This is a genomic window from Candidatus Thiothrix putei (assembly GCA_029972225.1).
Taxonomy (GTDB): Bacteria; Pseudomonadota; Gammaproteobacteria; order Thiotrichales; family Thiotrichaceae; genus Thiothrix; species Thiothrix putei.
In genome coordinates, this window is sequence record CP124756.1 from 382660 (window position 1) to 407295 (window position 24636).

The 24636-nt window shown below is 50.8% G+C and carries 27 protein-coding genes and 3 pseudogenes; 18 read left to right on the forward strand and 12 right to left on the reverse strand.

The genetic code is table 11. The features are described from left to right. Nucleotides 1-38: 38 nt before the first annotated feature. Nucleotides 39-410, reverse strand: coding sequence for a transposase family protein (locus tag QJT81_01910; protein ID WGZ94773.1), 372 nt, complete (start codon nucleotides 408-410; stop codon nucleotides 39-41). Between the two features lie 340 nt (nucleotides 411-750). On the opposite strand from QJT81_01910, the gene QJT81_01915 reads away from it, so the two are divergent. Together QJT81_01915 and QJT81_01920 are read left to right on the forward strand one after the other, a co-directional pair. Then, the gene (locus tag QJT81_01915) at nucleotides 751-1806 is read left to right on the forward strand and encodes a transposase (GenBank protein WGZ94774.1); all 1056 of its coding nucleotides are present in this window, start codon (nucleotides 751-753) and stop codon (nucleotides 1804-1806) included. A gap of 304 nt (nucleotides 1807-2110) precedes the next feature. Further along, on the forward strand, nucleotides 2111-3532 hold the full coding sequence (locus tag QJT81_01920; protein ID WGZ94775.1) for a transposase: 1422 nt from the start codon (nucleotides 2111-2113) through the stop codon (nucleotides 3530-3532). Between the two features lie 36 nt (nucleotides 3533-3568). On the opposite strand, the gene QJT81_01925 is transcribed toward QJT81_01920, so the two are convergent. Next, nucleotides 3569-3832, reverse strand: a complete 264-nt coding sequence (locus QJT81_01925) for a hypothetical protein (GenBank protein WGZ94776.1) — start codon at nucleotides 3830-3832, stop codon at nucleotides 3569-3571. Between the two features lie 110 nt (nucleotides 3833-3942). Here QJT81_01925 and QJT81_01930 point away from each other — a divergent pair. From QJT81_01930 to QJT81_01945, 4 genes and pseudogenes are all read left to right on the forward strand, one after another. Further along, nucleotides 3943-4991: pseudogene (locus QJT81_01930) on the forward strand (IS630 family transposase). A gap of 348 nt (nucleotides 4992-5339) precedes the next feature. Next, complete coding sequence (locus QJT81_01935; GenBank protein ID WGZ94777.1) at nucleotides 5340-5576, forward strand: hypothetical protein; 237 nt, start codon at nucleotides 5340-5342, stop codon at nucleotides 5574-5576. A 43-nt stretch (nucleotides 5577-5619) separates the two neighbouring features. Next, the gene (locus QJT81_01940; GenBank protein WGZ94778.1) at nucleotides 5620-5967 is read left to right on the forward strand and encodes a hypothetical protein; all 348 of its coding nucleotides are present in this window, start codon (nucleotides 5620-5622) and stop codon (nucleotides 5965-5967) included. 39 nt (nucleotides 5968-6006) lie between these two features. Beyond that, complete coding sequence (locus QJT81_01945) at nucleotides 6007-6960, forward strand: lectin-like protein (protein WGZ94779.1); 954 nt, start codon at nucleotides 6007-6009, stop codon at nucleotides 6958-6960. Between the two features lie 61 nt (nucleotides 6961-7021). Here QJT81_01945 and QJT81_01950 read toward each other — a convergent pair whose 3' ends face one another. The 4 genes and pseudogenes from QJT81_01950 to QJT81_01965 all read right to left on the reverse strand — a co-directional run bounded on the left by QJT81_01950 (nucleotide 7022) and on the right by QJT81_01965 (nucleotide 10898). Then, nucleotides 7022-7942 (reverse strand): tetratricopeptide repeat protein, encoded by a 921-nt coding sequence (locus QJT81_01950; protein WGZ94780.1) that lies wholly within the window; start codon nucleotides 7940-7942, stop codon nucleotides 7022-7024. Further along, nucleotides 7935-8360, reverse strand: a complete 426-nt coding sequence (locus QJT81_01955) for a hypothetical protein (GenBank protein ID WGZ94781.1) — start codon at nucleotides 8358-8360, stop codon at nucleotides 7935-7937. Before QJT81_01955 ends, QJT81_01950 begins: the two co-directional genes overlap by 8 nt. Continuing rightward, a complete protein-coding gene (locus tag QJT81_01960) occupies nucleotides 8350-9534 on the reverse strand; it encodes an ATP-binding protein (protein ID WGZ94782.1) in 1185 nt (394 codons plus the stop codon). Before QJT81_01960 ends, QJT81_01955 begins: the two co-directional genes overlap by 11 nt. A 315-nt stretch (nucleotides 9535-9849) precedes the next feature. After that, nucleotides 9850-10898, reverse strand: a pseudogene (locus QJT81_01965) (IS630 family transposase). Between QJT81_01965 and QJT81_01970 the strand changes: the two are divergent. Further along, complete coding sequence (locus tag QJT81_01970) at nucleotides 10892-12004, forward strand: aminotransferase class V-fold PLP-dependent enzyme (GenBank protein ID WGZ94783.1); 1113 nt, start codon at nucleotides 10892-10894, stop codon at nucleotides 12002-12004. The pseudogene QJT81_01965 and the gene QJT81_01970 sit on opposite strands and share 7 nt — an antisense overlap. A 30-nt stretch (nucleotides 12005-12034) precedes the next feature. Here QJT81_01970 and QJT81_01975 read toward each other — a convergent pair whose 3' ends face one another. Beyond that, nucleotides 12035-13450, reverse strand: a complete 1416-nt coding sequence (locus tag QJT81_01975) for a PLP-dependent aminotransferase family protein (protein WGZ94784.1) — start codon at nucleotides 13448-13450, stop codon at nucleotides 12035-12037. A gap of 139 nt (nucleotides 13451-13589) precedes the next feature. On the opposite strand from QJT81_01975, the gene QJT81_01980 reads away from it, so the two are divergent. From QJT81_01980 to QJT81_01995, 4 genes are all read left to right on the forward strand, one after another. Further along, on the forward strand, nucleotides 13590-14453 hold the full coding sequence (locus QJT81_01980) for a DMT family transporter (protein WGZ94785.1): 864 nt from the start codon (nucleotides 13590-13592) through the stop codon (nucleotides 14451-14453). Between the two features lie 86 nt (nucleotides 14454-14539). Continuing rightward, the gene (lgt, locus tag QJT81_01985) at nucleotides 14540-15340 is read left to right on the forward strand and encodes a prolipoprotein diacylglyceryl transferase (protein ID WGZ94786.1); all 801 of its coding nucleotides are present in this window, start codon (nucleotides 14540-14542) and stop codon (nucleotides 15338-15340) included. Between the two features lie 20 nt (nucleotides 15341-15360). Further along, nucleotides 15361-16029 (forward strand): HAD hydrolase-like protein, encoded by a 669-nt coding sequence (locus QJT81_01990; protein WGZ94787.1) that lies wholly within the window; start codon nucleotides 15361-15363, stop codon nucleotides 16027-16029. Continuing rightward, nucleotides 16026-16586 (forward strand): histidine phosphatase family protein, encoded by a 561-nt coding sequence (locus QJT81_01995; protein ID WGZ94788.1) that lies wholly within the window; start codon nucleotides 16026-16028, stop codon nucleotides 16584-16586. Before QJT81_01990 ends, QJT81_01995 begins: the two co-directional genes overlap by 4 nt. A 128-nt stretch (nucleotides 16587-16714) precedes the next feature. Here the strand turns inward: QJT81_01995 and QJT81_02000 are convergent, their stop codons facing one another. Next, nucleotides 16715-17110 carry a hypothetical protein gene (locus QJT81_02000; GenBank protein WGZ94789.1) on the reverse strand — a complete coding sequence of 132 codons (396 nt, stop codon included), beginning with the start codon at nucleotides 17108-17110 and terminating at the stop codon, nucleotides 16715-16717. A 112-nt stretch (nucleotides 17111-17222) separates the two neighbouring features. Here QJT81_02000 and QJT81_02005 point away from each other — a divergent pair, with 112 nt between their 5' ends. Then, nucleotides 17223-18077, forward strand: a complete 855-nt coding sequence (locus tag QJT81_02005; protein ID WGZ94790.1) for a LysR substrate-binding domain-containing protein — start codon at nucleotides 17223-17225, stop codon at nucleotides 18075-18077. Between the two features lie 74 nt (nucleotides 18078-18151). Here the strand turns inward: QJT81_02005 and QJT81_02010 are convergent. Then, nucleotides 18152-19199, reverse strand: a pseudogene (locus tag QJT81_02010) (IS630 family transposase). A 165-nt stretch (nucleotides 19200-19364) separates the two neighbouring features. Here QJT81_02010 and ilvE point away from each other — a divergent pair. After that, nucleotides 19365-20243 (forward strand): branched-chain-amino-acid transaminase, encoded by an 879-nt coding sequence (ilvE, locus tag QJT81_02015; protein WGZ94791.1) that lies wholly within the window; start codon nucleotides 19365-19367, stop codon nucleotides 20241-20243. On the opposite strand, the gene QJT81_02020 is transcribed toward ilvE, so the two are convergent. Further along, nucleotides 20244-20825 (reverse strand): TetR/AcrR family transcriptional regulator, encoded by a 582-nt coding sequence (locus QJT81_02020; GenBank protein ID WGZ94792.1) that lies wholly within the window; start codon nucleotides 20823-20825, stop codon nucleotides 20244-20246. It lies immediately after the preceding gene. A gap of 76 nt (nucleotides 20826-20901) precedes the next feature. Here QJT81_02020 and QJT81_02025 point away from each other — a divergent pair, with 76 nt between their 5' ends. The 5 genes from QJT81_02025 to QJT81_02045 are packed head-to-tail and all read left to right on the forward strand — an operon-like array spanning nucleotide 20902 to nucleotide 23378. Continuing rightward, on the forward strand, nucleotides 20902-21324 hold the full coding sequence (locus tag QJT81_02025; protein ID WGZ94793.1) for an MAPEG family protein: 423 nt from the start codon (nucleotides 20902-20904) through the stop codon (nucleotides 21322-21324). A 23-nt stretch (nucleotides 21325-21347) separates the two neighbouring features. Then, nucleotides 21348-21815 carry a cupin domain-containing protein gene (locus QJT81_02030; protein ID WGZ94794.1) on the forward strand — a complete coding sequence of 156 codons (468 nt, stop codon included), beginning with the start codon at nucleotides 21348-21350 and terminating at the stop codon, nucleotides 21813-21815. Beyond that, on the forward strand, nucleotides 21808-22305 hold the full coding sequence (locus tag QJT81_02035; protein ID WGZ94795.1) for a PaaI family thioesterase: 498 nt from the start codon (nucleotides 21808-21810) through the stop codon (nucleotides 22303-22305). The genes QJT81_02030 and QJT81_02035 overlap by 8 nt, the downstream gene beginning before the upstream one ends. Nucleotides 22306-22343: 38 nt before the next feature. Next, the gene (locus QJT81_02040; GenBank protein WGZ94796.1) at nucleotides 22344-23141 is read left to right on the forward strand and encodes a PhzF family phenazine biosynthesis protein; all 798 of its coding nucleotides are present in this window, start codon (nucleotides 22344-22346) and stop codon (nucleotides 23139-23141) included. Between the two features lie 33 nt (nucleotides 23142-23174). Then, nucleotides 23175-23378 (forward strand): arylamine N-acetyltransferase, encoded by a 204-nt coding sequence (locus QJT81_02045; protein ID WGZ94797.1) that lies wholly within the window; start codon nucleotides 23175-23177, stop codon nucleotides 23376-23378. Here the strand turns inward: QJT81_02045 and QJT81_02050 are convergent. Further along, nucleotides 23366-24307 carry an ISAzo13 family transposase gene (locus QJT81_02050; GenBank protein ID WGZ94798.1) on the reverse strand — a complete coding sequence of 314 codons (942 nt, stop codon included), beginning with the start codon at nucleotides 24305-24307 and terminating at the stop codon, nucleotides 23366-23368. The two genes, QJT81_02045 and QJT81_02050, sit on opposite strands and share 13 nt — an antisense overlap. Nucleotides 24308-24324: 17 nt before the next feature. After that, nucleotides 24325-24597 (reverse strand): hypothetical protein, encoded by a 273-nt coding sequence (locus QJT81_02055; protein ID WGZ94799.1) that lies wholly within the window; start codon nucleotides 24595-24597, stop codon nucleotides 24325-24327. Between the last annotated feature and the right edge of the window lie 39 nt (nucleotides 24598-24636).

The following is a 24636-nucleotide window of genomic DNA, read 5'->3' on the forward strand; positions in this document are numbered from 1 at the left end:
TTATCGCCGAAAACGGCAGCCCACACTTCTTTTTTCCTTCAGATGAAGGAAGGTTCACGCTGAAAATGTAATTTTGCAAGTGGCTCTTCTTTTTCTTGTGGGGTCAGACATTTATTCCGTGGCTTCTTTTTTGGCTCAATGACGGTGACACCTTTTCCCATGTCAGCCCCCTTGAAGCCTAAATCACGTAAAATCACAGAACCCTCCGGTAATTGGGTCTGCTCCTCATCGGCAATTTTCTTGTCATGCTTCTTGCCTGAGTGAGTATCCCCTAAGTATTTGATATGTCTGTCAGCACAGCCAACGATGACATTGTTTTTAACCGTATGGGCTTTTTTTTTTACCACTATAGTATTCGCGCTGGACATCATTATCCACGGGGCGCTGGATTCTCCGCTCTGTTCCGTCAATAATCAATTCCTGTTGCCCTTCTTCTGCTAGCCGTTCCATTAATTCTGAGGATAGTCGAATGGGCTTATGTCCCATGTTATCCAATGCACTTTGTAATACGGGACACAAGCGGTGTATCCAGTGGTTTGCCACACTTTGGGGAAGATCAAATGAATACGCCAGCACTTCTTGTAAAGGATAGGTCTTCAGGTAAAACAGAATGAAAAACAGTTTGTCTTCTGAGCCACTTGCAAAATTACATTTTCAGCGTAAACCTTCCTTCATCTGAAGGAAAAAAGAAGTGTGGGCTGCCGTTTTCGGCGATAATAGAAGCGTCAAAACAACCATTAAGCCCACGCTATGAATTCTACCGAACGCGCCCTGATTGCACAACGCTGGAGTTTGCTGCAAATTGAAATACTACCTTGCTTCAATGATGCCTTTGGCACATTGACCCCCAAGCTTGAAAAACTCATTCACGTACTGGAGCTGACGCGCATTGAAGATTTTGTGCGCTCTTTTCGTGATGGGTCTGGACGGCCAGCGACGGAGCGATCTTGGTTTGCCAATGCTTTTGTCGCCAAAAGCGTGCTCAATATTGTCAATACGCGAGCACTCATTGACCGGCTGCAAAACGATCGCTCCCTGCGACGCATCTGCGGGTTTCCCCTGACCAAGAAACTGCCTTCCGAATCCACCTTTTCACGTGCCTTCGCTGAATTTGCTGAACAGCGTTTAGCGGAACGTGTGCATGAAACGTTGGTGAAAACGTATTTGGGCGATGCGCTGATCGGTCACCTGTGTCGGGATTCAACAGCCATTGAGGCACGTGAACGGCCTGTTTCCGAGGAAAAGCCAAAGAAAAAACAAGGGCAAACACGGATTCAGCGCCAACGGGAACAGTCACTTCAGCAAGCACTCGATGAGATACCGGTTCAGTGTAACCGGGGGACGAAGAAGAATGCCCAAGGCTACAAGCACAGTTGGAACGGCTACAAACTGCATATCGATACCGCCGATTGTGGTGTCCCGATAGCAGCCATTCTGTCTTCCGCCTCGTTTCACGACAGCGGGGCGGCTATTCCACTGTCCCAAATCAGTGCCCAACGTGTCACCAGTCTCTACGACCTGATGGATGCAGCCTATTGCAGTGCTGATTTGCACGAATACAGCCGTCATCTGGGGCATGTCCCTCTGATTGATCACAATCCTCGCGGCGGACAGAAAGAAGCGTTTGAACCTGCTGATGCCGAGCGTTACAAAATTCGCAGCACCGTAGAACGAACCAATGCCCGCCTGAAGGATGAATTTGGTGGTCGGAATGTGTGGGTGCAAGGTGCGCAAAAAGTTTACAGCCACCTGATGTTTGGGATTTTGGTGTTGAGTGCTGATCAACTGATGCGTGTCTTGTTATAAGGCGACTGGTTTTGAAAAAACACGGGAAGACTGACTGAAAAACAGGAGCAGTCGCATCGGTATGGGTGAAATTTAGCAAAAGTTACGGTAAAACTGAAAAAGCTCAGGTTTCGTTGGTCAAATTGAGTAAAAAATCGGCTGAATATGCGGCGTTCGGTCAATGCTGAAAATTGAGCAACTCAGTTTGTCGGATTTTGCAAGTCGCTCTTCTATTCTCAACAGTCATAAGTTCTCCCCATTCCCCCAAGCAGCACGAAATCCCTTAGAGTAGGCGTTACCAGCGACCTATTATCCAAGGGACATCATGCTAGTTGATCTATACCAGAGCCTTCACCACTTTAAAAGTGAATTTTCGCGCCAGCGAGCATGGCTATTGTTTTGCGCCATCATCCTGAGCTTTTTAGCGGCGACCGAGATGAGCGGGGTCACGTCGATGTGCCGTTACTGGTTATCGGATGAACGGGGCTACCATCGGTTGCTCCATTTTTTTCGTGCCGGGTCTTACCATCCTGAGCGGTTACGGGCGAGCTGGCAGCGGTGGGTGTTGTCCCATGCGCCGCTGGTTGAGGTGGCGGGGCGTTTGGTGGTGCTGGGCGACCATACCCATGTGGTTAAGGATGGTGGGCGGATGCCGGGGGTCGTTTCCTTGCGGGAAACCTCGGAAACCCAAAGCAAACCGGACTATTTCCGGGGGCAGTGTTGGGGAGCCGTGGGGTTGTTGGTGGGGAGCCTGTCCGCCTGTTTCTGCCTGCCGCTGAGTTTGCAAATCCATCAGGGGTTTCGGCATTTGGGGGAAGAGGATGCTAACGACCCGACACTCAAACTGGGGACACGGGTGGTGCAGATGGCGTTGTCGTTTGCGCAGGTGAATGACCGCCCGGTGTGGCTGGTGCTGGATGCGTTCTTTGCCACGGCTTCGGTGTTCCGGCTGGCACGCTCGGTTTGGTCGGTGGCGTTACAACAACCACTGGTGCAGGTCATCACCCGCGCTAAAAAGAACTATGTGGCCTACTTCCCTGCGCCACCCAAACCGCCGGGAAGGCGTGGGCGGCAACGCCAGTACGGGATGAAGCTGGTGTTGTGGGAAGCCTTTGACCATGCTGATTTTTTCCGTGAAGTGACCCTGTGCATTTATGGCAAGGAGGAGTCGGTACGCCTGATGTCCCATACCCTGTGGTGGAAACCGTTAGGGCAGCCGCTGCAATTTGTCTGGGCAGTCACTTCCCGTGGCCCCATCCTGCTGATGTGTTCGGATTTGGTGCTGGACGCGGAAACCATCCTCACCCTGTACTGCCGACGCACCCGGATTGAAACCTTGTTTGATGCCCTGAAAAATACCATGGGCGCATTCCGCTTCCACTTCTGGAGCCGTTACCTGCCGCGCCATTCCCGGCGACCTACCGCCAATCGGCATCTCAAAGCCCCCCAAGCACAGCACCTCCCCACGGTGGTGGCCTGCTGGCAGGCAATGGAAACCTTTGTGTTGTGTGCCTGCATCGCCACCGGTTTGCTACAACTGTTTTCCCTCAAGTACCATGAGGGGCTTTGGAAGCAGCAGGTCTTGTATTTGCGCACCCGTTCCCGTGAATTGCCTTCCGAGAACACCGTGCGACAGATTTTAGCACCACTACTGGCACGGCAATTACTGCGCTCTCCCCCCAAAGCCTTCTGGTGGCGAATTAACGCGGCCGTCAACGGCGATGAGGACGATGATAGGCAAACATGAACCGCTAACAGCGGGAAAATACCCATAATCAAGGTGTTAAAACAGCAGTTCAGTAAGGCTGCTGCCTAACATCATGCTTGGTTTTGGGGGAATGTCACGACTGTTGAGTTCTATTAATGCCAGTTTCCCATCAGAACGACCCCGCGTCTCATCAACACGTTTGCCCCGGGCGTGTAGGTCAGTTTGGTAAGCTGCACTGAACCGTTCGAGCAAACCCAAAAACTCCTTAACGTTGAGACTGGTCATGGCAACAAATGCCTTTTCATTGGATTTCAATGCGTTAAAGCTGTACTCCGCCATGCCGTTAGTCCCTACTCTAGGCTATTATACCAGTCCGTGCCATAAAATAGTTTTTTTGATCAAGGAAATATGGTTAGATGACTGGTAACAAAAGCAGCCATGAGTAATGTATGACATTAAAAATCACTTTCACTGAGGATGAGATAGCGGAGCTGTTCTACTGGAAGGAGCGCCATCCTCATCCCAGAGTCCGTAAGAAAATGTCCGTGCTGTACCTGAAATCCCAACAGTTGACGCATAAGGAAATCAAACGATTGGAAAGGATTACAGAAGCCACGCTGCTTGCCTACCTAAACGCCTACCTACAACCTAACGGTTTAGAAGCTCTTAAAGAAATACGATTCAATAAACCACAGAGTGATTTGATGGCATATAAAGACAAGATTGAAGCCTATTTTCGTGAATATCCCCCCGCAACCAGCAAGGCGGCAGCCGCTAAGATTGAGGAGCTGACAGGCATCAAACGCAGTGAGGACAGGGTACGTGTCTTTATGAAGAAAATAGGGATGGACATCCATAAAGTGGGGATGATACCCGCCAAAGCTGATGTGGAAGCACAAGAAAAGTTCCTGGAAAATGAACTAAAACCGCGCATTCAGGAGGCTAAGGAGGGCAAACGCGCCCTTTTTTTGTCGATGCCGCCCACTTCGTGTTAGCACCGTTTCTGGGGTTTTTGTGGTCATTTTCCCGCGTATTCATCAAAGCCCCCTGTGGTCGACAACGCTACAACGTATTGGGCGCACTCAATGCGATAACGCTACAACTCATCACGATCACTAACGACTCCTATATCAACGCTAACAGCGTGTGTGAATTATTGGAAAAAATTGCAGCGTTAGCACTCAAAATACCGATCACTTTGGTCTTGGATAATGCCAAGTATCAACGCTGTGAAGCCGTGTTTGCCTGTGCGAAAAGGCTCAATATTGAACTATTATTTTTACCGACCTATTCACCCAACCTCAATCTGATTGAACGGTTGTGGAAGTTCGTCAAGAAAAAATGCTTGTACTCGAAATACTATGATAAGTTTCCCGCTTTCAAGGCGGCCATCACCAACTGTCTCGACAAGCTGGATACCGATCACAAGAAAGAACTGACCCAGTTGATGACAACAAATTTTCAAACCTTTAAAAATGTTCAGGTCTTGACGCTGTAAGGTATATTACTGTCAGGAATTTACACTCTGGCTGTGTATCTTGCCATTGATAATTATTATTTATATATTTCAGTTTTTTATAGATAATGTCTATTTTATGGCATGGAATTATAATCAATGCCCCGCTTGTAAAACCCTTAGAACGTTTAAACCAACAGGTAACATAAAAAACTTGAGCTATGGTGTTGATCATGTGGAGCACAGGTGTAAGGCGTGTGGACATACTGGATGGATAAGACAGAGTACTAGTGACTAAAAATTTATATTTTTTATGGTAAAATTAACCCCTTTTTTCAGCCTATGACGTATGAGTTTATGTAATGACCAATGACACAGGAGTAATTGCAAATGCTAAGACACGTTCGATTAGGTGGATTCTTGCTACTGACCAGTATTGTGGCGGGTTGTGGAACACCCAGTTCACCAAAGGTTGAGATGAGTGCCGCTGAAGCTGAGGCAAATCGCGCTTATCTCAACAGCATTCAACAGGAAGACCGTGACATCGCCCAGGTTGAGCGGATGCGCGAAGTTGAGGCGGTGGTTGCTATCGAAAAAGCACGCCAGCCTTATGTCATCGTTAGGTAATCAACACGTTTTGTTCTCATCTTTTGATTGAAAGGGTTTATTTATGAAAATTGTTAAATTATTTGCTTCTGTAACTTTGGTTGCATCCTTGCTGCTGACCGGCTGTGCTGCCACTAATCCAACCTCCGTTGCTTCAACGGTAGGTGCGGTTAACGCTGCGGGTGCGAAACCATCGGGTGCGACCAGTGCGGCACATGTCATCAATGCACAGAATCAACGGGATGTACTGATCGCGGATGCACAGGCGAAGCAGGCGATTGCAGCAGGGAATAAGGCCGCAACAGAGGATCAATACACTCAGTTAAATGCGGGACTCGGTGCTGTTGCAAATGTGGGTGACACCATTACCCGTGTAGGTACACAGCTTAAATTTTTGGATTTTATGTATTAAAAGCCATCGCCAATTCGTATTAATTATCAGGGGATCAATATGTTAACTTCAAATCAAAAATGGCTGGCTGTTGCTCTTGCGCTGTCCAGCATGGGGCTTTCGCTTAATGCTTCTGCGGCTACGACAGAAAAATTAAAGTGGTCTGGTAATAATCACTATTACCAGCAGATTGAGAAACGGTTGACCTGGTTTGGCGCTCAGGATGAGTGCAAGTCTTTTGGCGGGCATCTGGCAACCCCCACTTCCGTTGCTGAACAGGCATTCCTTAATGATAACCTACTGACTACTAGTGATTATTTTATGAGTTATGCGCTAGGGGGTACTGATGAGAACAATGGTACTTGGCGCTGGATCACGGGGGAGGCTTGGAGCTTTAACGTATGGAGCTATTCTCAACCTAATAGTGCAGCGGGACGGGATTATATGAAAGTCTTTAAGAGCGGTGGCCCCAGTTATGAGTGGCATAGCGTTTTGGGAACTGAAACATTATCTGGCTATATCTGCGAATGGAGTTATGAAAACCACATTAGCACCGCGACGCTTCCTGATGTCAACGGCGATGGCAAACAAGAGATTGTCAGCCTTTACACCGATAAAACCAATACCGGCTTTTATGCGCGGTTAAAAAACGCATCAACAGGTGCTGCCATTGGTAGTAATGTATCGTTTGGCACAACGGCGACAGCTAAGCCGGTAGCGGTTGCGGGTCTTGCAGACTTTAATGGCAATGGCAAACCCGAAATTGCGGTATTGAGCTACAACTACGCCACGAAAAAACCCACGGTGACTATCAAAGACAGTGCGACAGGGGTAACGCTCAATACCTCGGCTTTCTTGACGGCGGGTTATGAAGCCCTTGATCTCAGTGTGATGGCCGATACCAATGGCAACGGGATTGAAGAACTCAGTGTTATGGGTTCAAAAGCCGGTGTAGCGACTGTTCAAATCCGTGATGCCAGCACCAAAGCACTGGTGAAGCAGTTTGTCATGTAGGTCTTCACGGTTACTGTTACTCATAAACCAGCCCTGTTTGGGCTGGCTGCTCTGAAGACACTCAGTAATCCCGGTTAAATTGAAATTTTTCCAATTCTTTTTTCAGTTGCTTGTAATAAATCGGTAAGGCAACCCAAGAATAAATAGCCAACGCCATCCAAGCAAAAGAAACCACTCTTGATACCTGCACGAAGCCAAAATCCCTTAGAATCAGGGATAGCAGGTTGAATACCAGATAAGCAATGATCAGTACCAGCCCAGTTTGTAGGTTGCTTAGCGTACTCATTTTGCTATTAAGCCGCCACCACAGACCCAGAAACCAGTTGCTGCGGGCTTTGATATTGCTGAGCAGGGTCAGGGCTTCACGGGACTCTGGGTTTTGGAGAATGGCAAAGCGGGCATGGTCGCTCGCTTCTTCGCTATTGCCTCTAGCCAACTGGATATTGCCCATCAGGATATTGGCATCGGCATTTTCCGGGGAAGCTGCCAAGGCGGACTGTGCTGTTGCCAGCGCCTGTTCCATCTGACCGGTTGCATGATAATACTCCCCCATCGCGGTGAGCGTTTTTACCGAGTCCGGGTCGAGCGCCAATGCCTGCTGTATACAGGATAACTGCTGTTCGCGCTTATCCATCAGGTTGTACAAATCCCCTTTAAGCAATAGCGCATCCACCAATTCAGGGTTGATCCGCAAGGCATCGTCACAACACGCCATGGCGTTGGTCAGTGCATTGTTAAAGAGGGTGATACGCGCCTTGATGAGCAGCAAATAGGGATTGTGTGGTTCCTGTTGCAGTGCAATGCCGATTTCGTACTCTGCTGCGTAAAGGCGCTTTTGTGCCAACAAACTGGCGGCCAGCAAGCCATGATAGCCTGCATGGTTGGGATCATGCGTCAGTAATTCCTTCAACACGTCAATTGCCTGCGGGTAGCGCCCATTCTGGTAGTCACGGTAGGCTTGTTCAAACCGATAATCATCCATTGGATTCACCGTTTTCCTTCAGGTAAGTAAACAGCGCATAACTGGCGTTCTGGGTAAAAACCGCATAATAAAGGGTTAAAAACAGCACCGCATTGATGGCTATGCGCAGATAAGGAATTCCCCCGTGCCAGTTATTTATGAGGATGAAATAACTGGCACCGAATACCAGCAAAAACAAGCTAATAGCGCCTGTTATGCAGATCATCCACTCTTTTTTCCAATGTGCACTGCCTAGGGCGTAACCATTGAACAGCAGCCAGACCAACGGTAGCCAAAATTCCCCCCACAGCGGCGGCATCCAAAACAGCGGGACAAGGATGGCGGCAAACAGGATCACCACGGGATTAACCACAAAATGGGACAGCGGGCTGGGTTTGTTTTCGTCAATAATGACGTAAGCACTGTTTTTATTTGCCATGTTTTTTCAAAAACTCCAAAACATCGTCATAACGCCCACCGTCATTGGCATAGCGGGCATAATTTCTGGCAGTGGTCAGCCATTCCTGCGTCGTGGAACGGCAGTCACTCAGGGCTGTCTTGAGGTGTGATTGGGAAATATTGACATCAGTGGCAGACTCGATGGTTTCATCAATGGCTTCGTCGATGGCTCTATCCACCAGATTTTCCAGATCAGCACCCGAAAATCCGCCGGTTTTGGCTGCCAGCGTCGCATAGTCAATCGTGCCTTCCACCGGTTTGCTATGCAGGTAGTACCTGAGAATGGCCTCGCGTGCTTCCCGGTCTGGGGGTGGTACGAAAAACATGCGGTCAAAACGACCGGGACGCAAGAAAGCGGGATCAATAGACCAAGGGACATTGGTGGAAGCCAGCACCAGCACCCCGTCATTATTTTGTGAAAAGCCGTCAAGTTCGGTCAGAAACTGGCTGACAATGTTACTGGCATTACCCTTGTTGTATTCACGCTTGCCTGCCAGTGCTTCCAGCTCATCAAAAAACAGGACACAGGGGGTGTCGTTACGTGCTTTCTCAAAAATGGCGTGTAACTTCTGTTCAGACTCCCCAATGTACATATCGAGTACATCGGAAATTTCGATATTGTAGAAGCTGGCATTGCATTCACCAGCGGTGGCACGTGCCAACAAGGTTTTACCGCAACCCGGTGGCCCAAATAGCAGGACACCACCGCCGACTTTTTTCTTGAAACGCTGAAAAAGGCTGGGCTTATGAAAGGGTAGAATGATCTTTTTGTGAATCTGCTGCTTGATGTGGTTTAAGCCGACTACATCGCTGAAGCGGGTGGTTTTTTCACGGTATTTGTTCAGCTCAGTAATGTCCACCACATTGTCTTTTTCTACCACGCGGAGTTTGGGGCGCTGATCACCACCAGAAGTGGAAACGGCAGAAACATCCAGCAAGCCCAGCGCGGCCTCCCTGTGACCATGATCCAGCAGAAAGTGGACAATGGTTTCTTTTTCATCCGGCGAAAGCGTTTCTTTGGTGAGATAGGGTACATAGTCACCGACATTCTCATCCTCATGAGCGATTAAACCCAAGACAATGACTTTGGCCAGCTCAGCAGAGTGGGCGACTTTGAATGCGGCTTTCAGGCTTTCCAACGTTGCGATATTCACGGTGTTGACTTTTATTTACTAGGATGTCACGGATTACACACGGTCATTACCAATAAATCAAGCACACTCTCACCTCTCCTATCGCAGTAGCCTATAATGCCATTTCCCTAAGCCAGCCCCCAAGAGTAGCCAATGAGCAAACCAACCCACGCGAAACCAGGATTTTCCACCCGTGCCATTCATCACGCTTACGATGCTTACGCAGGCACGGGCGACTTGAACCCGCCGATACACCTGAGTTCCACCTACACCTTCCCCACGGTGGAAGATGGCAGCGCGCGGTTTGCAGGTGAACAGCAAGGCTTTGTCTATACCTTACAGCGTCAAGACCTGAACATTTTTAAAGGTTTGAAAATTTGTTGTCATCAACTGGGTCAGTTCTTTCTTGTGATCGGTATCCAGCTTGTCGAGACAGTTGGTGATGGCCGCCTTGAAAGCGGGAAACTTATCATAGTATTTCGAGTACAAGCATTTTTTCTTGACGAACTTCCACAACCGTTCAATCAGATTGAGGTTGGGTGAATAGGTCGGTAAAAATAATAGTTCAATATTGAGCCTTTTCGCACAGGCAAACACGGCTTCACAGCGTTGATACTTGGCATTATCCAAGACCAAAGTGATCGGTATTTTGAGTGCTAACGCTGCAATTTTTTCCAATAATTCACACACGCTGTTAGCGTTGATATAGGAGTCGTTAGTGATCGTGATGAGTTGTAGCGTTATCGCATTGAGTGCGCCCAATACGTTGTAGCGTTGTCGACCACAGGGGGCTTTGATGAATACGCGGGAAAATGACCACAAAAACCCCAGAAACGGTGCTAACACGAAGTGGGCGGCATCGACAAAAAAAGGGCGCGTTTGCCCTCCTTAGCCTCCTGAATGCGCGGTTTTAGTTCATTTTCCAGGAACTTTTCTTGTGCTTCCACATCAGCTTTGGCGGGTATCATCCCCACTTTATGGATGTCCATCCCTATTTTCTTCATAAAGACACGTACCCTGTCCTCACTGCGTTTGATGCCTGTCAGCTCCTCAATCTTAGCGGCTGCCGCCTTGCTGGTTGCGGGGGGATATTCACGAAAATAGGCTTCAATCTTGTCTTTATATGCCATCAAATCACTCTGTGGTTTATTGAATCGTATTTCTTTAAGAGCTTCTAAACCGTTAGGTTGTAGGTAGGCGTTTAGGTAGGCAAGCAGCGTGGCTTCTGTAATCCTTTCCAATCGTTTGATTTCCTTATGCGTCAACTGTTGGGATTTCAGGTACAGCACGGACATTTTCTTACGGACTCTGGGATGAGGATGGCGCTCCTTCCAGTAGAACAGCTCCGCTATCTCATCCTCAGTGAAAGTGATTTTTAATGTCATACATTACTCATGGCTGCTTTTGTTACCAGTCATCTAACCATATTTCCCTGATCAAAAAAACTATTTTATGGCACGGACTGGTATATTCCCGCGTCGGCAACCCCACCACGGTCTTGCTGGAACAACGCCTCGCCGATCTGGAAGGCGGGGAAGCGGCGTTGGTGACAGCCTCCGGCATGGGCGCAACCGCCGCCTTGCTGTGGACGTTGCTCAAACCGGGTGACGAAATTATTGCGGATAAAACGCTGTACGGTTGCACCTATGCGTTTTTCAATCACGGGCTGGCGAAGTTCGGCGTAACCATTACTCACGTCGATATGGCTGACCCTGCCAACCTTGAGGCTGCGATTAGCGCGAAAACCCGCATCGTATTCTTTGAATCATCCGCTAACCCCAATATGCGGCTGGTGGATATTCCGGCGGTTGCCGCCATCGCTCACCAGTACGACAACTGCAAAGTGGTGGTCGATAACACTTATTGCACACCGTATTTGCAACGCCCGCTGGAATTGGGTGCGGATTACGTGGTGCATTCCGCCACTAAATACCTCGGCGGACATGGCGACCTGATTGCCGGGGCGATTGTCGGTGATGCCGAAACGCTGACCCAAGTACGCTTTTACGGCATCAAGGATATGACCGGCGCGGTAATGTCATCGCAGGATGCGTTTCTGGTGTTGCGCGGCCTGAAAACCCTCGCGCTGCGGATGGATCGGCACTGCCAGAATGCGCAAGCAATTGCTGAATTCCTTGCCAATCACCCCAAGGTCGACGTCTGCCATTACCCCGGTCTGGAAAGTTTCCCACAATACGCCTTGGCACAGCGGCAAATGGCGCAACCGGGCGGCATGATTGCGTTTGAACTCAAAGGCGGCTTTGCAGCGGGTTGCCGCTTCATGAATGCCTTGAACTTGATCACCCGTGCGGTGAGTTTGGGCGATGCGGAAAGTTTGGCGCAACACCCTGCCAGCATGACCCATTCCACCTATACGCCGGAAGAGCGGGCGGAACACATGATCAGCGAAGGGCTGGTCAGGGTGTCGGCGGGCTTGGAAGATGTGGCGGATTTGCTGTCCGATATTGAGCAGGCGTTGGCGTTTGCTTGAGACAATCGGGGTCAGACCACAGTTCTGGCCTTAACCCGCCCGTTGACCGATCATCACCAAGGCTTGCTCCACCTCCGTTGTCCACGGCTGCGCACAACTGAGGCGGATACAGTTGCGGTATTTTTGCGTGGCGGAAAAGATTTGCCCCGGTGCGATGCTAATCCCTTGTTTGAGCAAATCTTGCGTCATGCACAAGGTATCCGTGCCTTCCGCCAATTCCACCCACAAGACGAAGCCGCCTTTCGGTTGCGTCACCCGTGTGCCTGCGGGGAAATACTGGCTGATGGTGTGGCTGAACAAATCGACTTGGCGGGCGTAGCGGGTTTGCACTTGGCGCAAATAACGTTCGTAGCCGCCGTGCGCAAGGAAATCCGCCAGTGCCAATTGGGGTAGCGTCGGCGCGGCAAGGTTGGCGACGTATTTGAGGTATTCGGCACGGCGGAAAAAGCGTTCCGGCAATACCATCCAACCGATGCGCAAGCCTTGTGCCACGGTTTTGGAAAAGGATGAACAGTAAATCACATTGCCGTTGGCAGGGTCTGGCTCAACACTGCGCAGATTGGGCGGGCGTGCGCCGTTGAAACCGAGGTCGCCGTAAATGTCGTCTTCGATCAGCAGTAAGTTGTGACGGTGGGCAAGGGCGACCAGTTGTTGCTTGCGCTCCACTGGCATCAAGCTACCGAGCGGATTGCTGAAATTGGGGATCAGCACACACGCTTTCACTGACCATTGTTCGAGTGCCAGTTCGAAGGCTGGGATGCTGAGGCCAGTTTGCGGGTCGGTGGGAATTTCCAGCGCCTTCATCCCCAGCGATTCGATCACTTGCAACAGACCGTAGAAAGTTGGGGATTCGATGGCAATGATGTCGCCCGCACTGGCAACGGTTTGCAAGGCAAGAGAAAGCGCTTCCTGACAGCCGTTGGTGATGAGGATACGGTTAGCAGCAACGGGGCTACCGCACAGGTGCATCCGCCGCGCCAGTTGTTGCTGCAATTCGGGCAAACCGGGCGGGAAAGCGTAGTTGGCAGCGCGTTTGCCATAATGCCGCACGGTTTTGGCAAGACTGCGCTGAAAGGCACGCATCGGCATGAACGATTCATCCGGCACGGCAGCACCTAGTTGCACGAAACCGGCACGGTTGGTGGCTTGCGCGAGTTGTAACACCAGTTCTTGACCCGTTACGGGCGTGGGCTTGAGAGAGGGTTGCGAAGGTGCAGGCAATTCGGGTTTCAGCCAGGGGCGCAGGCGAATGTAATAACCGGAACGCGGGCGGGCTTCAATCAGACCAAGGTTTTCGAGCTGGCGTTGCGCTTGCACGATAGTGGAAATACTCACGCCGAACTGCTGGCTGAGGCGGCGCACACCGGGCAGGCGCGTGCCTTGCGGATAGATGCCGTTGTCGATGTGGGTGGTGAGTTTGTTGGCAATATCGTCGTAGAGGGTCATGCGGTACAGTTTCCGAGTGCTGGATAAATACAGTTATGATTGCTCTCTCAACTGTACTGGTTAATTTGTTCCAATCTAAATCTGTTCTGGTTGGCTGACAAGTTTTACGCTGTATTTTTCTAATAGAAGGAACAAGTACGTGGAAAACTTGCAGAAGCAGGGTGTTGTATTGGGTGCTTTGGCTGTTGTTGCTTTCAGTTTGACGTTGCCCGCGAGTCAATACGTTGTCAGCGTTTTCAGTCCCTTATTTGTTGGTTTAGGGCGTGCTGCATTGGCGGGAATGCTTGCTGGAATAATGTTGTGGTGGACTCGTAGCCCATTGCCGCCCCCGGTGCAATTACGGCACTTGATTTGGGTAGTGGCTGGCGTGGTGTTGGGATTTCCAGTGCTATCAACTTATGCCATGCAGGTTGTGCCAGCTTCACATGGCGGTGTCGTATTGGGGATTTTACCTCTGCTGACTGCATTAGTCGGGGCATGGATTGGGCATGAACGTCCGTCGGTTATTTTCTGGTTAGCGGCTTTGGTCGGTGCTGTTTTGGTGGTGTGGTATGCATTGCCGCACGGTTCGCTGTTTCTTCAATCGGGTGATGCTTTATTGCTGCTGGCGGGATTGTCTGCCGCAGTGGGTTATGCCTATGGTGGGTATTTGGCACGTGATATAACAGGCTGGCAGGTTATTTGTTGGGCATTGGTTTTGGCGTTACCTCTGACATTGCCTGCTTCATTGTGGTTGCTGCCTGTGGACTGGATGGATATTGAGGGAAAATATTGGCTTGGATTGCTCTATCTGGCGTTGGTGAGTCAATTGTTTGGATTTTTCCTGTGGTATCGGGCGTTGGCAATCGGTGGGATTACACGCATCAGTCAGTTGCAATTATTGCAGCCGTTTTTTACGTTGTTGGTTGCAAGTGTTTGGTTGGGTGAGGCGATTGAGTTTGAAACGCTGGGTTTTGCTAGCGCTGTGGTAGTAACCGTGTTTGTGGGTAAACACTATTTTTGATTCTACTGGCAAGCCTTTGTCACCTTCTGGTGGCTGTTTTGCGCTGTGCTATAGTTGTCCTACTGTTTTTTGTGCGAGAAAAATCCATGTCCAGCATTTTTCACTGGCAATTTGATCCGATCCTGTTCTCCCTTGGCGGTATCAGCCTGCATTGGTATGGTTTGCTGTTTGCCACCGCCTTTATCATCGGTTACTGGATGGTGAAACGCATGGGTGAACACGAAGGCCAAACCCATCTGGATTGGGATAACCTGCTGTTTTACATCATGGGCGGCACGCTCACCGGGGCGCGATTGGTACATTGCTTCCTGTATGACCCGGCATTTTACCTGTCTCATCCGCTGGCAATCCTGAAAATCTGGGAAGGTGGGCTGGCGAGTCATGGCGGGGCGCTCGGCCTGTTGCTAGGCTTGTGGTTGTATTCGCGACGTTACCGCTTGCCATCGCTGCTGTGGCTGACTGACCGGATTGCGATCCCGGCAGCGTTGGGTGGGATGTTGGTGCGTTGCGCCAATTTCCTCAACTCCGAAATCGTCGGCAAGCCGACCGATGGCAGTTGGGGCTTGGTGTTTGATGCGGTGGATGCCGTGCCGCGCCATCCGGTGCAATTGTATGAGGCAACGGCTTATCTGGTGATTTTCCTGCTGTTGCTGGCGGTGTACCGGCGTTATGGCAGGCATACGCCACACGGTTTGCTGACGGGGATTTTCTTTGCCAGCGTGTTTCTGGCGCGGTTTGGGCTGGAATATTTCAAGACAGCGCAGGCAGCGTATGAAACGGGGTTCAGTGTCAGTGTCGGGCAGTGGTTGAGCGTGCCGTTTTTTGTGGTTGGGGTGGGGTTGGTTGTTTATGCCTTGCGCTCGCCCCGGCAAGTGATGGGGCGATAATGAATAACAAGGCAACAAACTTGAAACCCAAAAAGCTACTCGTTTTTGACATCGACGGCACGATCATTGACACCCAAAACGCAGAAGGCGAATGCTACGCCCAAGCCATTCTGGACGTTACCGGGATTTCACTGGCAAGCGTGGACTGGTCGCTTTACTCCGAACCCACCAGCAGCGGCATTTTGCGCGGCTTGTTGACGGGTCATGCCAATATTGAAGCCATCGAACAAGCCGTAAAAGCGGTGTTTGTTGAACGGTTGCGGCAAGCACAGCCACACTATCCCGATGACTTTCTGCCCATTCCGGGCGTAGAGGCGTTCATTACCCAGCTCAAGGAACAAGGTGAATTTGATGTTGCCATTGCGACAGGCGGTTTTGACACGGAAGCCGCCTTTAAGCTCCAATGTTGTGGATTCCATTTGCCCGATTTCCCCCATGCCACATCAAGTGACACGCCTGCCCGCCGCGATATTATTCCTCTAGCGATTGCGCGAGCCGGTTATTCGCTGGAGGCAGTTGTGTATTTTGGTGATGCGCCGTGGGATTTGACGGCGACTCAAGCGTTGGGCATCCCCATGATTGGCATTGGCAGAAGAATTGAGCAACTGTCTGCCCAAGGGCTGGTGCATACCTTTCGGGATTACCGTCAACCAGAGTTTCTGTTGGAAACTATCGCAGGTTTTTTATGAAAATCATACTGATGCGTCACGGCAAGCCGGACTTTGATTTTGCCCGCTGGATCAATGCTGGCGATTTTGCCCACATTGCCCATGAATACGACACTGCCCAGCTTGCGGATACCCCGCCTGCACATGCCATCAGCACAGCGCGGCAGTGTCAGGCTGTAGTGTGCAGTGACCTGATCCGCTCCGCATTGTCTGCCAGTGCTTTGGGGCGTGAAGACGTTGTTTTCACCAGCCCGTTGTTCCGAGAATCGCCGTTGCCATACCCCGATTCGGGCAGTTTCAGCTTGTCCTTATCGGTATGGGCAGTTGTGTTGCGCATAGCTTGGTTTGCCGGGTATGCCCAAAACGGCGAGTCATACTCTGCTGCACGGCAACGGGCGCAGGTCGCCACCGAACATTTGACACAACTGGCAGCAGAACACGGCAGCGTATTGCTGGTCGGTCACGGTATCATGAATCGGCTGCTGGGCAGGGCGTTGCGTCAGCAGGGTTGGCAGGAAACCCAAGTTCCGGGCAGTGCGCATTGGTCATGCGGCATTTATGAACGCACAACAGGGTAAAACGGTGAACATCACCCAAATCCCCTTCAACCAACTGATTGGCTTCCAGCGTAGCAATACAAGGGCGTTATGTTGTCGCCAGTTTAAAGCCATACATGGAAATCACGTTGATGTACCATAAAAAAGGGTCAGCCTTTGCGATCTTTGCGGCTTGCTTGTGTTTTGCCGCTGTAGCCCCAGTCGGTTGCAGGTACGCAGTCCAGCACAATATAACTCGCTTCCGCCAGCACACCCAATACCTCGGTCAATAGCTCAAAAAGGGCGGCAATGGCGCGGGATTTTTCGGCTTCCGTATTCGTACCCTCCGTGATAATGCCGGACACAAACGCGGTGATGTTTTGCAGCGCCTCCATATCCTGACTGGCGATAAACCATTGGGAGGCGGGGATGCTTTCAATGGAAACTGCCACCAAAGACCGTTTTTTGTGCAAGATGTCGGTCATAATGTCGGTGATTCCTGTTGCCAGTTGCCAGACTTGTGTCGCTGACACTTCTTTGCTGATACGGACTGCAATGTAAGGCATGGTAAAGCTCCTGTTGGTTAACGTAGCTCTACTTTAGCTTCCGAAAGTGTTCGTGTATAACGATGTTTTCTGTTTAAATTAATCGTTATTAACGATCATTGTGGGTGTCGCTATGAAGCAGGCCAATGTCAGTACGGAGCTACTGCAAACCTTTGTTACCGTAGTCGAGTCCGGTGGTTTTATCCGTGCAGCGCAGCACTTGTATAAAACACAATCCACCGTTAGCCAGCAAATCCGTAAGCTGGAAACAGAGCTTGATACCAACCTGTTTGCCACTTCGGGAAGGCGACGGTTATTGACACCTGCCGGGGAACAGTTCCTCGGCTATGCCAAACGTTGGCTGGCATTACAGGATGAAGCCTTGTTTGCACTCGCAAAAAACAGCCTTGCCGCCGAAATCCGTCTGGGTGTTAGCCATAGCTTAAGCGAAGGTGTACTCCCGGAATTATTGGCGCAATTCTCCCGCGCTTACCCGCACGTCAATCTGGTGGTGGAAACAGGATATGGTAATGAGTTGATCCAGCGCTATGACAGTGGCGATTACGATCTCATTCTGACCCTGGAGCGTGAACCGCTGGCGGGCAAGGTGATTGGAACTGCCGCGATGGTCTGGATCGGCAAGGCGGGGAGTGAATGGTCTGGTCTGCATCCCCTGCGGCTGGCGGGGTATCAGGGGGCTTGCGAGTTTCGGCAAGCCGCCACCCATGCTTTGGATCAGGCAGGCATACCCTGGCAGATTGTTTATAGCACCAACAGCTTGGCGGCATTGATGGCAGCGGTACGGGCAGGGCTGGCAGTAACGGTGCGTGCCGATTGCGCTGTTTCTGCCGGATTGGCAATCCTTGCTCCACCACCAAGTGTTCCTGAATTGCCCACCATTAGCGTAGTGTTGCGCAATCGTACCTTGAGCGAAGCCAGTGAATGGCTGGCAGAGGCTTTGCAAAAGACTGGATTACAAGCCGCGTGAGTTCCATCACCATATTCTGGAATTTCCGCAATACAATGCTCATACCTGCAAAAACTGTGTCGCTTAATTATACCTTACAGCGTCAAGACCTGAACATTTTTAAAGGTTTGAAAATTTGTTGTCATCAACTGGGTCAGTTCTTTCTTGTGATCGGTATCCAGCTTGTCGAGACAGTTGGTGATGGCCGCCTTGAAAGCGGGAAACTTATCATAGTATTTCGAGTACAAGCATTTTTTCTTGACGAACTTCCACAACCGTTCAATCAGATTGAGGTTGGGTGAATAGGTCGGTAAAAATAATAGTTCAATATTGAGCCTTTTCGCACAGGCAAACACGGCTTCACAGCGTTGATACTTGGCATTATCCAAGACCAAAGTGATCGGTATTTTGAGTGCTAACGCTGCAATTTTTTCCAATAATTCACACACGCTGTTAGCGTTGATATAGGAGTCGTTAGTGATCGTGATGAGTTGTAGCGTTATCGCATTGAGTGCGCCCAATACGTTGTAGCGTTGTCGACCACAGGGGGCTTTGATGAATACGCGGGAAAATGACCACAAAAACCCCAGAAACGGTGCTAACACGAAGTGGGCGGCATCGACAAAAAAGGGCGCGTTTGCCCTCCTTAGCCTCCTGAATGCGCGGTTTTAGTTCATTTTCCAGGAACTTTTCTTGTGCTTCCACATCAGCTTTGGCGGGTATCATCCCCACTTTATGGATGTCCATCCCTATTTTCTTCATAAAGACACGTACCCTGTCCTCACTGCGTTTGATGCCTGTCAGCTCCTCAATCTTAGCGGCTGCCGCCTTGCTGGTTGCGGGGGGATATTCACGAAAATAGGCTTCAATCTTGTCTTTATATGCCATCAAATCACTCTGTGGTTTATTGAATCGTATTTCTTTAAGAGCTTCTAAACCGTTAGGTTGTAGGTAGGCGTTTAGGTAGGCAAGCAGCGTGGCTTCTGTAATCCTTTCCAATCGTTTGATTTCCTTATGCGTCAACTGTTGGGATTTCAGGTACAGCACGGACATTTTCTTACGGACTCTGGGATGAGGATGGCGCTCCTTCCAGTAGAACAGCTCCGCTATCTCATCCTCAGTGAAAGTGATTTTTAATGTCATACATTACTCATGGCTGCTTTTGTTACCAGTCATCTAACCATATTTCCCTGATCAAAAAAACTATTTTATGGCACGGACTGGTATAAAGAAAATCTGTATCTGTAATGCTTTTTCTGGAAACCCTACACTGGCTATTCCGTAACAACAAGGATTCGGGGATCAGCCATGTTTGACCAAGCCCGCTGCTGGATAGACGGCAGCATTATGCCCGCCTCAGAAGCAAAAATTTCGGTTTTTGACCATGGTTTTCTGTATGGCGATGGCGTGTTTGAAGGCGTGCGTTTCTACAATGGCAAGGCATTCCGCTTGCCCTTGCACCTGAAGCGTTTGCAGCGTTCAGCGCAGGCGTTACAACTGGCAATTCCACTGTCAGGCGATGAATTGACGCAAGCGGTGGCGCAACTCATTGCCGCTTCGCCGCTGAGCGACGGCTATTTGCGGATTATTGTCACACGCGGGGTTGGCGTGCTGGGTATCAATCCCACCACTTGCCAACAGCCGAGTGTCATCATCATTGCCGACCAGTTGCAGATGGTGAGTGATGCGCAACGGGCGCAAGGGGTACGGGCAGTCATCGCTTCGACGCGCCGTTTGACACCCGATCGGCTGGATTCGCGCATCAAAAGCCTCAACTATCTCAACGCGATTCTGGCGCGGATGGAAGCCAACTACGCCGGGGTGGAAGAAGCGATTCTGCTCAATGATCGTGGTTGTGTGGCAGAAGGTACGGCAGACAACCTGTTCATCGTCAGCGATGGCGTGTTGCTGACCCCACCCGCGACCGAAGGCGCATTGGCAGGCATTACCCGCCAAACCGTGCTGGAACTAGCGGTCGCCAACGGCATCCCTGCGCGTGAGGCAATCCTCACACCCTACGATCTCTACAACGCCGATGAATGTTTCCTCACCGGCACAGGCGCGAAACTGATTCCGGTACGCGAAATCGACGGGCGCAAGATCGCAGCGTGTCCGGGGGCGATTTACCAGCAACTAACGGCGGCGTTTGCAGCTTTGATTGAAAGGGAGTTGTCTATTTCCGCCTGATTATCCGTTAGTGTCTGCACTGCCTTCCAATAGCAGCAAGCTTTGCTGGAGGCAGGCGGCTAACAACTCATCCACGGTTTCGCTGTCATCTAATGCCCTTGCAATGGCAACACCACCAATCATCAGTGCGGTTGCTGCCAAGCATTGCTCCCGCATCGGTGAGTTGCTGGATAATTTATCCAGCCATTTGACCATGCCTTGATAAACACGGGTGTAAATGTTGCGCACCAGCGGATCACGGTGGCTGACATCGGTTGCCAAAAACGCCAGTGGGCAAGGGTTAGTGTCTCGCTCAACATGTTCACGGCTGAGGTAGCTACTCAACAAAACAGCCAACCGCCCCTGCGGGTCTAACCCACGGGTATATTTGGCAAAACGGTTTTTGGCGGCATAGGTAATGGCTTCCGCATAGAGGGTGCTTTTGTCGGGAAAATGGCTGTAAAACGCGCCCCGCGTCAGCCCTGCATCCGCCATGACATTATCAATGGAAACATTGTCAAAACCTTGGTGTGAAAACAGTTTAGCGGCACTGTGCAGAATTTTTTCGCGGCTTTGCGGTTTGTGTGTACTGGGGTATGGCATGGTATTTTTCCTGAATATGTCGTTGAACATATTTTATGGCCTAGTAGACTCATCAGCAAATACCAAGGAGAGAATCATGCAACCGATAGCGATTTTATACCCCGCATTTGTGATGGCATTACTGACGTTTGTCGTGGCAGTGTGGTTATTACATTGCCGCATTAAGGCGGTGAAGGCGGGTTTGACACCACTCTATTTCAAGCTGAACCACGGTGCGAAGTTGCCGGACTATCTGGTGCAGGCAACCCAGCATTACGACAACCAGTTTGAAATGCCCGTATTGTTTTACGTTGTGCTGCTGTTGGCGTATGTCACGCAAGGGGCGGATTTGCCCATGATCGGCTTGGCGTGGGCATTCGTGGTAACGCGGGTAGTGCATACGGTGATTCATCTGTCATCTAACCGTTTACGCTGGCGGCGGGATGTTTTTTTGGTGGGTTTCGCCGTCTTGGTGACGCTGTGGGGGTGGTTATTGGCGCATTTACTGACAAATTCATGAGGTTATGAAAAATGGAATATGCCATGAAAACAGCTATCCGTGCAGCAGACATTCCGCCTCGCACCACGCCTTCCGTTTACCCTGAACCGTTCGCAGCGCGTATGGTCGGGCGGGAAAAACACCAGCTTGGAGATTTTTTCGGGCTGCATAATTTCGGGGTGAATCTAACTAGGCTTGCCCCTGGTGCAGTTTCTGCTTTACGTCATTCGCACACGAAACAGGATGAGTTTATTTATGTGCTGCAAGGTTGCCCGACACTGCATGCCAACGACGGTGCGAGCCGACTCGAACCGGGTATGTGTGCAGGTTTTCCGGCTGGCACGGGCAATGCCTGCAATCTGAGTAATGAGACCGATGAGGATGTCGTCTATCTCGAAATCGGCGATCGGATGGCAGGCGATTCAGCCAACTACCCGGACGATGATCTTCAGGCTGTGCAAGTTGATGGACAATGGCAATTCACCCGCAAGGATGGTACGCCCTATGAATAATCAGGAACAATCTTTTAATCCACAACTGTCCACGTTGGAATTCCTGCAACGGCAACTTGAGGGCACTCTGCCCGACAATGCCACCACCGCCATGCAGTACCCAACAGCCATCTCACAACTGCTGGGTTTCAGAATCAGTGCTATTGATAAAGGCTACGCCCGACTGGAAATGAATGCAGATGCCGCCATTCATGGCAATCAGCAACGTACCGTACATGGTGGTTTATTAAGTGAACTGGCTGATGCAACTATTGGCACAGCACATTCTACCGCCATAGAAAAAGGTGAAAGTTTTACCAGTATTGACCTCAGAATTAGTTTTTTTCGCCCAGTTTGGAAAACACTTCTAACCGCAACAGCCCGACAAATTCAGCATGGAAAAACTATTACACATTATCAATGTGAGATTACCAATGAGGATGGCAAGTTGGTTGCTTTGGCTGCTGGCACAGTAATGACCTTAAGGGGTTCCGCAGCAGCTCAAAGATAGAGCAGAAAATGCAATTGAATAGACAGAGGGAGAAAATCGTGAAAACCATACCTTTATTTCAAGTCGATGCCTTCACCAGTCAACCCTTTTCCGGCAATCCGGCAGCGGTGTGCCTGTTGGATAAGGCCGCCGATGCACGTTGGATGCAAGCAGTTGGGGCAGAAATGAACCTGAGCGAAACCGCGTTCGTCTGGCGCGAGGCGGATGGTTTCGGCTTGCGCTGGTTTACCCCGACGGTCGAAGTCGATTTGTGTGGACATGCCACGCTGGCTACTGCGCACATTCTTTGGCAGGAAGGCTGGTTAGTCAGCGACGCAACCGCCCGTTTTTATACCCGCAGCGGTGTTCTGACGGCGCAACTCGTCGGCAAGCGGATTGTGCTGGATTTTCCCGCGACACCGGCGACAACAGCATCAGCACCCACCGGGCTGTTGGCAGCCTTGGACGTGACTGACGCAGCGGTATTTTCCAACCATGTCGATTATTTGGTGCTGCTGGAGAGTGAAGCCGAAGTACGGCGGATACAAGTGGATTTTGCCGCCCTCAAAGCCTGCCAAGTCACACGGGGCATCATAGTGACGGCTGCGGCGCACGGCACGGAATACGATTTCGTGTCACGCTTTTTTGCCCCTGCTGCTGGCATTGACGAAGACCCAGTAACAGGCTCGGCGCATTGCACGCTTGCCCCTTTTTGGGCGGAGCGTTTGGGTAAAAACAGCCTGCAAGCGTATCAAGCATCCGCCCGTGGTGGTGAAGTATTGGTCGAATGGTTGGGTGAACGGGTATTGCTGGCGGGTTCAGCCGTGACGGTATTCAGCGGAACATTATGGGTTTGAGTTTAAAAAACCAAATATTGGAAGGAAAGAAGCATGGAATCAGCAATATTTAACCTCACCGCTTACTGCCAGCGCATCGGCTACACGGGCGAATTGCGTGCCGACCTTGCCACCGTACAAGCCCTGATGCAGCACCAGTTGCGCAGTGTACCGTTTGAAAATCTGGACGTGTTGGCAGGCAAACCCATTTCCCTTAGGAACTGTCCCGAAATAACTTCCCGAAATCAGGGGGACTGAGGGACAGCGGAGTAGTTCCATTTTGGCAGGAAGTCATCGAACTGGATGGTCATGTTATCCTTGAACGCTTGGGTATACTTGCGCCCGGTTTCAAAAACTTTACTGATGATGCGGACAGCGACCTTCAAGCCAGTGGTGGTTTCCGTTTTTGCCATGTAGTGTTTGGCGGTTTCGACCGTTTCCAACGGCACACCCCGGCAGGCACGGGTCACATGGGGGAACAGTCGGTGTTCAATCGGGTTGTATTTGGAGCAATAGGGCGGGTAGTGGGCGATGCGTATTGTCAGGTTCAGGCTGTCCGCCAATGCCTGCAAGTCTTGCTTGAACAGGTACGCAGAGGAACTGTTGCTGCCACCACCGTCACATAAGACCAACAGCTCGTCAGCTTCGGGGTAGTTGGGTTTCCCTTGCTCACGCCACCATAAGCCAAGGCTTTCGCAGGCAAACTCGGTGGTGTCGTGGCTGGTGTTCAGGTGCAGTGCCGCTTCGTTGCGGGCAAGGTCGTAGATGCCGTGGGGGATCACCTGACCATTGCCATAGCTGGGGAAGTCATGGTCATTGACCTCCGTGGGTTCGACGGCATCCGTTACCCCTTCACGGTAAAAGTTGCCCAGCAGTTCCTTCTTTTTGGTGTCAATGCTGATCACGGGTTTGCCTGCTTGCAGGTAGGTTTGTTTGAGTTGGGCAATCTTTTCAAACTGGGCATTACGGTCAGCGTGTTGCCCCATGGTGCGTTTCTTCTGGGGCTTGCGGCGGCGGTAGCCGTGCTCCCGTAATAGGCGCGACACCACGTTTTTCCCAGCCGATGTCCCCAATGCCTGCATCCGCCGGGCAATCTGCCGACGTGACAGGTTCGTCCATTTTACCGCCTCCCGCATGGGGTCGCCTGCCGTATGATCCTTTAAAACTTGGCGAAAATGGTCATCCAATTGCAGGTGCGTAGCGTTCAGCCGTTTGCGCCCGCCCCTTTTTTTCGCTGCCTTACGGTGGGCAAGCCATCTTCCGATTCCAACTCCGTCAACCCGTGGCGGATGGTTTTGGGGTCACAGTCCAATAACCGGGAAATGTAGTCCTGCCCCCCGTGCCCAAGCCGGACGGCTTCCACGGCGGCGTAGCGGCGGCGGTCACGCTCATTGAGCGATTGGTAGAACCGCTGCATTTGTTTTTCTATGGCTGATGGGTAAACATCCATTGGCTCATCCTCGGTGTTGATTGGCATTACAAGGGGCTATCTTCCCCCTTTCGCTGTTAGCAGAAA

Excerpts from the sequence above, each read along its gene's own strand:
- QJT81_01915 (WGZ94774.1), top strand. The coding sequence starts at position 751 with ATGAATTCTACCGAACGCGCCCTGATTGCACAACGCTGGAGTTTGCTG.
- QJT81_01920 (WGZ94775.1), top strand. The coding sequence starts at position 2,111 with ATGCTAGTTGATCTATACCAGAGCCTTCACCACTTTAAAAGTGAATTT.
- QJT81_01925 (WGZ94776.1), bottom strand. The coding sequence starts at position 3,832 with ATGGCGGAGTACAGCTTTAACGCATTGAAATCCAATGAAAAGGCATTT.
- QJT81_01935 (WGZ94777.1), top strand. The coding sequence starts at position 5,340 with ATGCTAAGACACGTTCGATTAGGTGGATTCTTGCTACTGACCAGTATT.
- QJT81_01940 (WGZ94778.1), top strand. The coding sequence starts at position 5,620 with ATGAAAATTGTTAAATTATTTGCTTCTGTAACTTTGGTTGCATCCTTG.
- QJT81_01945 (WGZ94779.1), top strand. The coding sequence starts at position 6,007 with ATGTTAACTTCAAATCAAAAATGGCTGGCTGTTGCTCTTGCGCTGTCC.
- QJT81_01950 (WGZ94780.1), bottom strand. The coding sequence starts at position 7,942 with ATGGATGATTATCGGTTTGAACAAGCCTACCGTGACTACCAGAATGGG.
- QJT81_01955 (WGZ94781.1), bottom strand. The coding sequence starts at position 8,360 with ATGGCAAATAAAAACAGTGCTTACGTCATTATTGACGAAAACAAACCC.
- QJT81_01970 (WGZ94783.1), top strand. The coding sequence starts at position 10,892 with ATGTCATACATTACTCATGGCTGCTTTTGTTACCAGTCATCTAACCAT.
- QJT81_01975 (WGZ94784.1), bottom strand. The coding sequence starts at position 13,450 with ATGACCCTCTACGACGATATTGCCAACAAACTCACCACCCACATCGAC.
- lgt (WGZ94786.1), top strand. The coding sequence starts at position 14,540 with ATGTCCAGCATTTTTCACTGGCAATTTGATCCGATCCTGTTCTCCCTT.
- QJT81_01995 (WGZ94788.1), top strand. The coding sequence starts at position 16,026 with ATGAAAATCATACTGATGCGTCACGGCAAGCCGGACTTTGATTTTGCC.
- QJT81_02000 (WGZ94789.1), bottom strand. The coding sequence starts at position 17,110 with ATGCCTTACATTGCAGTCCGTATCAGCAAAGAAGTGTCAGCGACACAA.
- QJT81_02005 (WGZ94790.1), top strand. The coding sequence starts at position 17,223 with ATGAAGCAGGCCAATGTCAGTACGGAGCTACTGCAAACCTTTGTTACC.
- ilvE (WGZ94791.1), top strand. The coding sequence starts at position 19,365 with ATGTTTGACCAAGCCCGCTGCTGGATAGACGGCAGCATTATGCCCGCC.
- QJT81_02020 (WGZ94792.1), bottom strand. The coding sequence starts at position 20,825 with ATGCCATACCCCAGTACACACAAACCGCAAAGCCGCGAAAAAATTCTG.
- QJT81_02025 (WGZ94793.1), top strand. The coding sequence starts at position 20,902 with ATGCAACCGATAGCGATTTTATACCCCGCATTTGTGATGGCATTACTG.
- QJT81_02030 (WGZ94794.1), top strand. The coding sequence starts at position 21,348 with ATGAAAACAGCTATCCGTGCAGCAGACATTCCGCCTCGCACCACGCCT.
- QJT81_02035 (WGZ94795.1), top strand. The coding sequence starts at position 21,808 with ATGAATAATCAGGAACAATCTTTTAATCCACAACTGTCCACGTTGGAA.
- QJT81_02045 (WGZ94797.1), top strand. The coding sequence starts at position 23,175 with ATGGAATCAGCAATATTTAACCTCACCGCTTACTGCCAGCGCATCGGC.
- QJT81_02055 (WGZ94799.1), bottom strand. The coding sequence starts at position 24,597 with ATGCCAATCAACACCGAGGATGAGCCAATGGATGTTTACCCATCAGCC.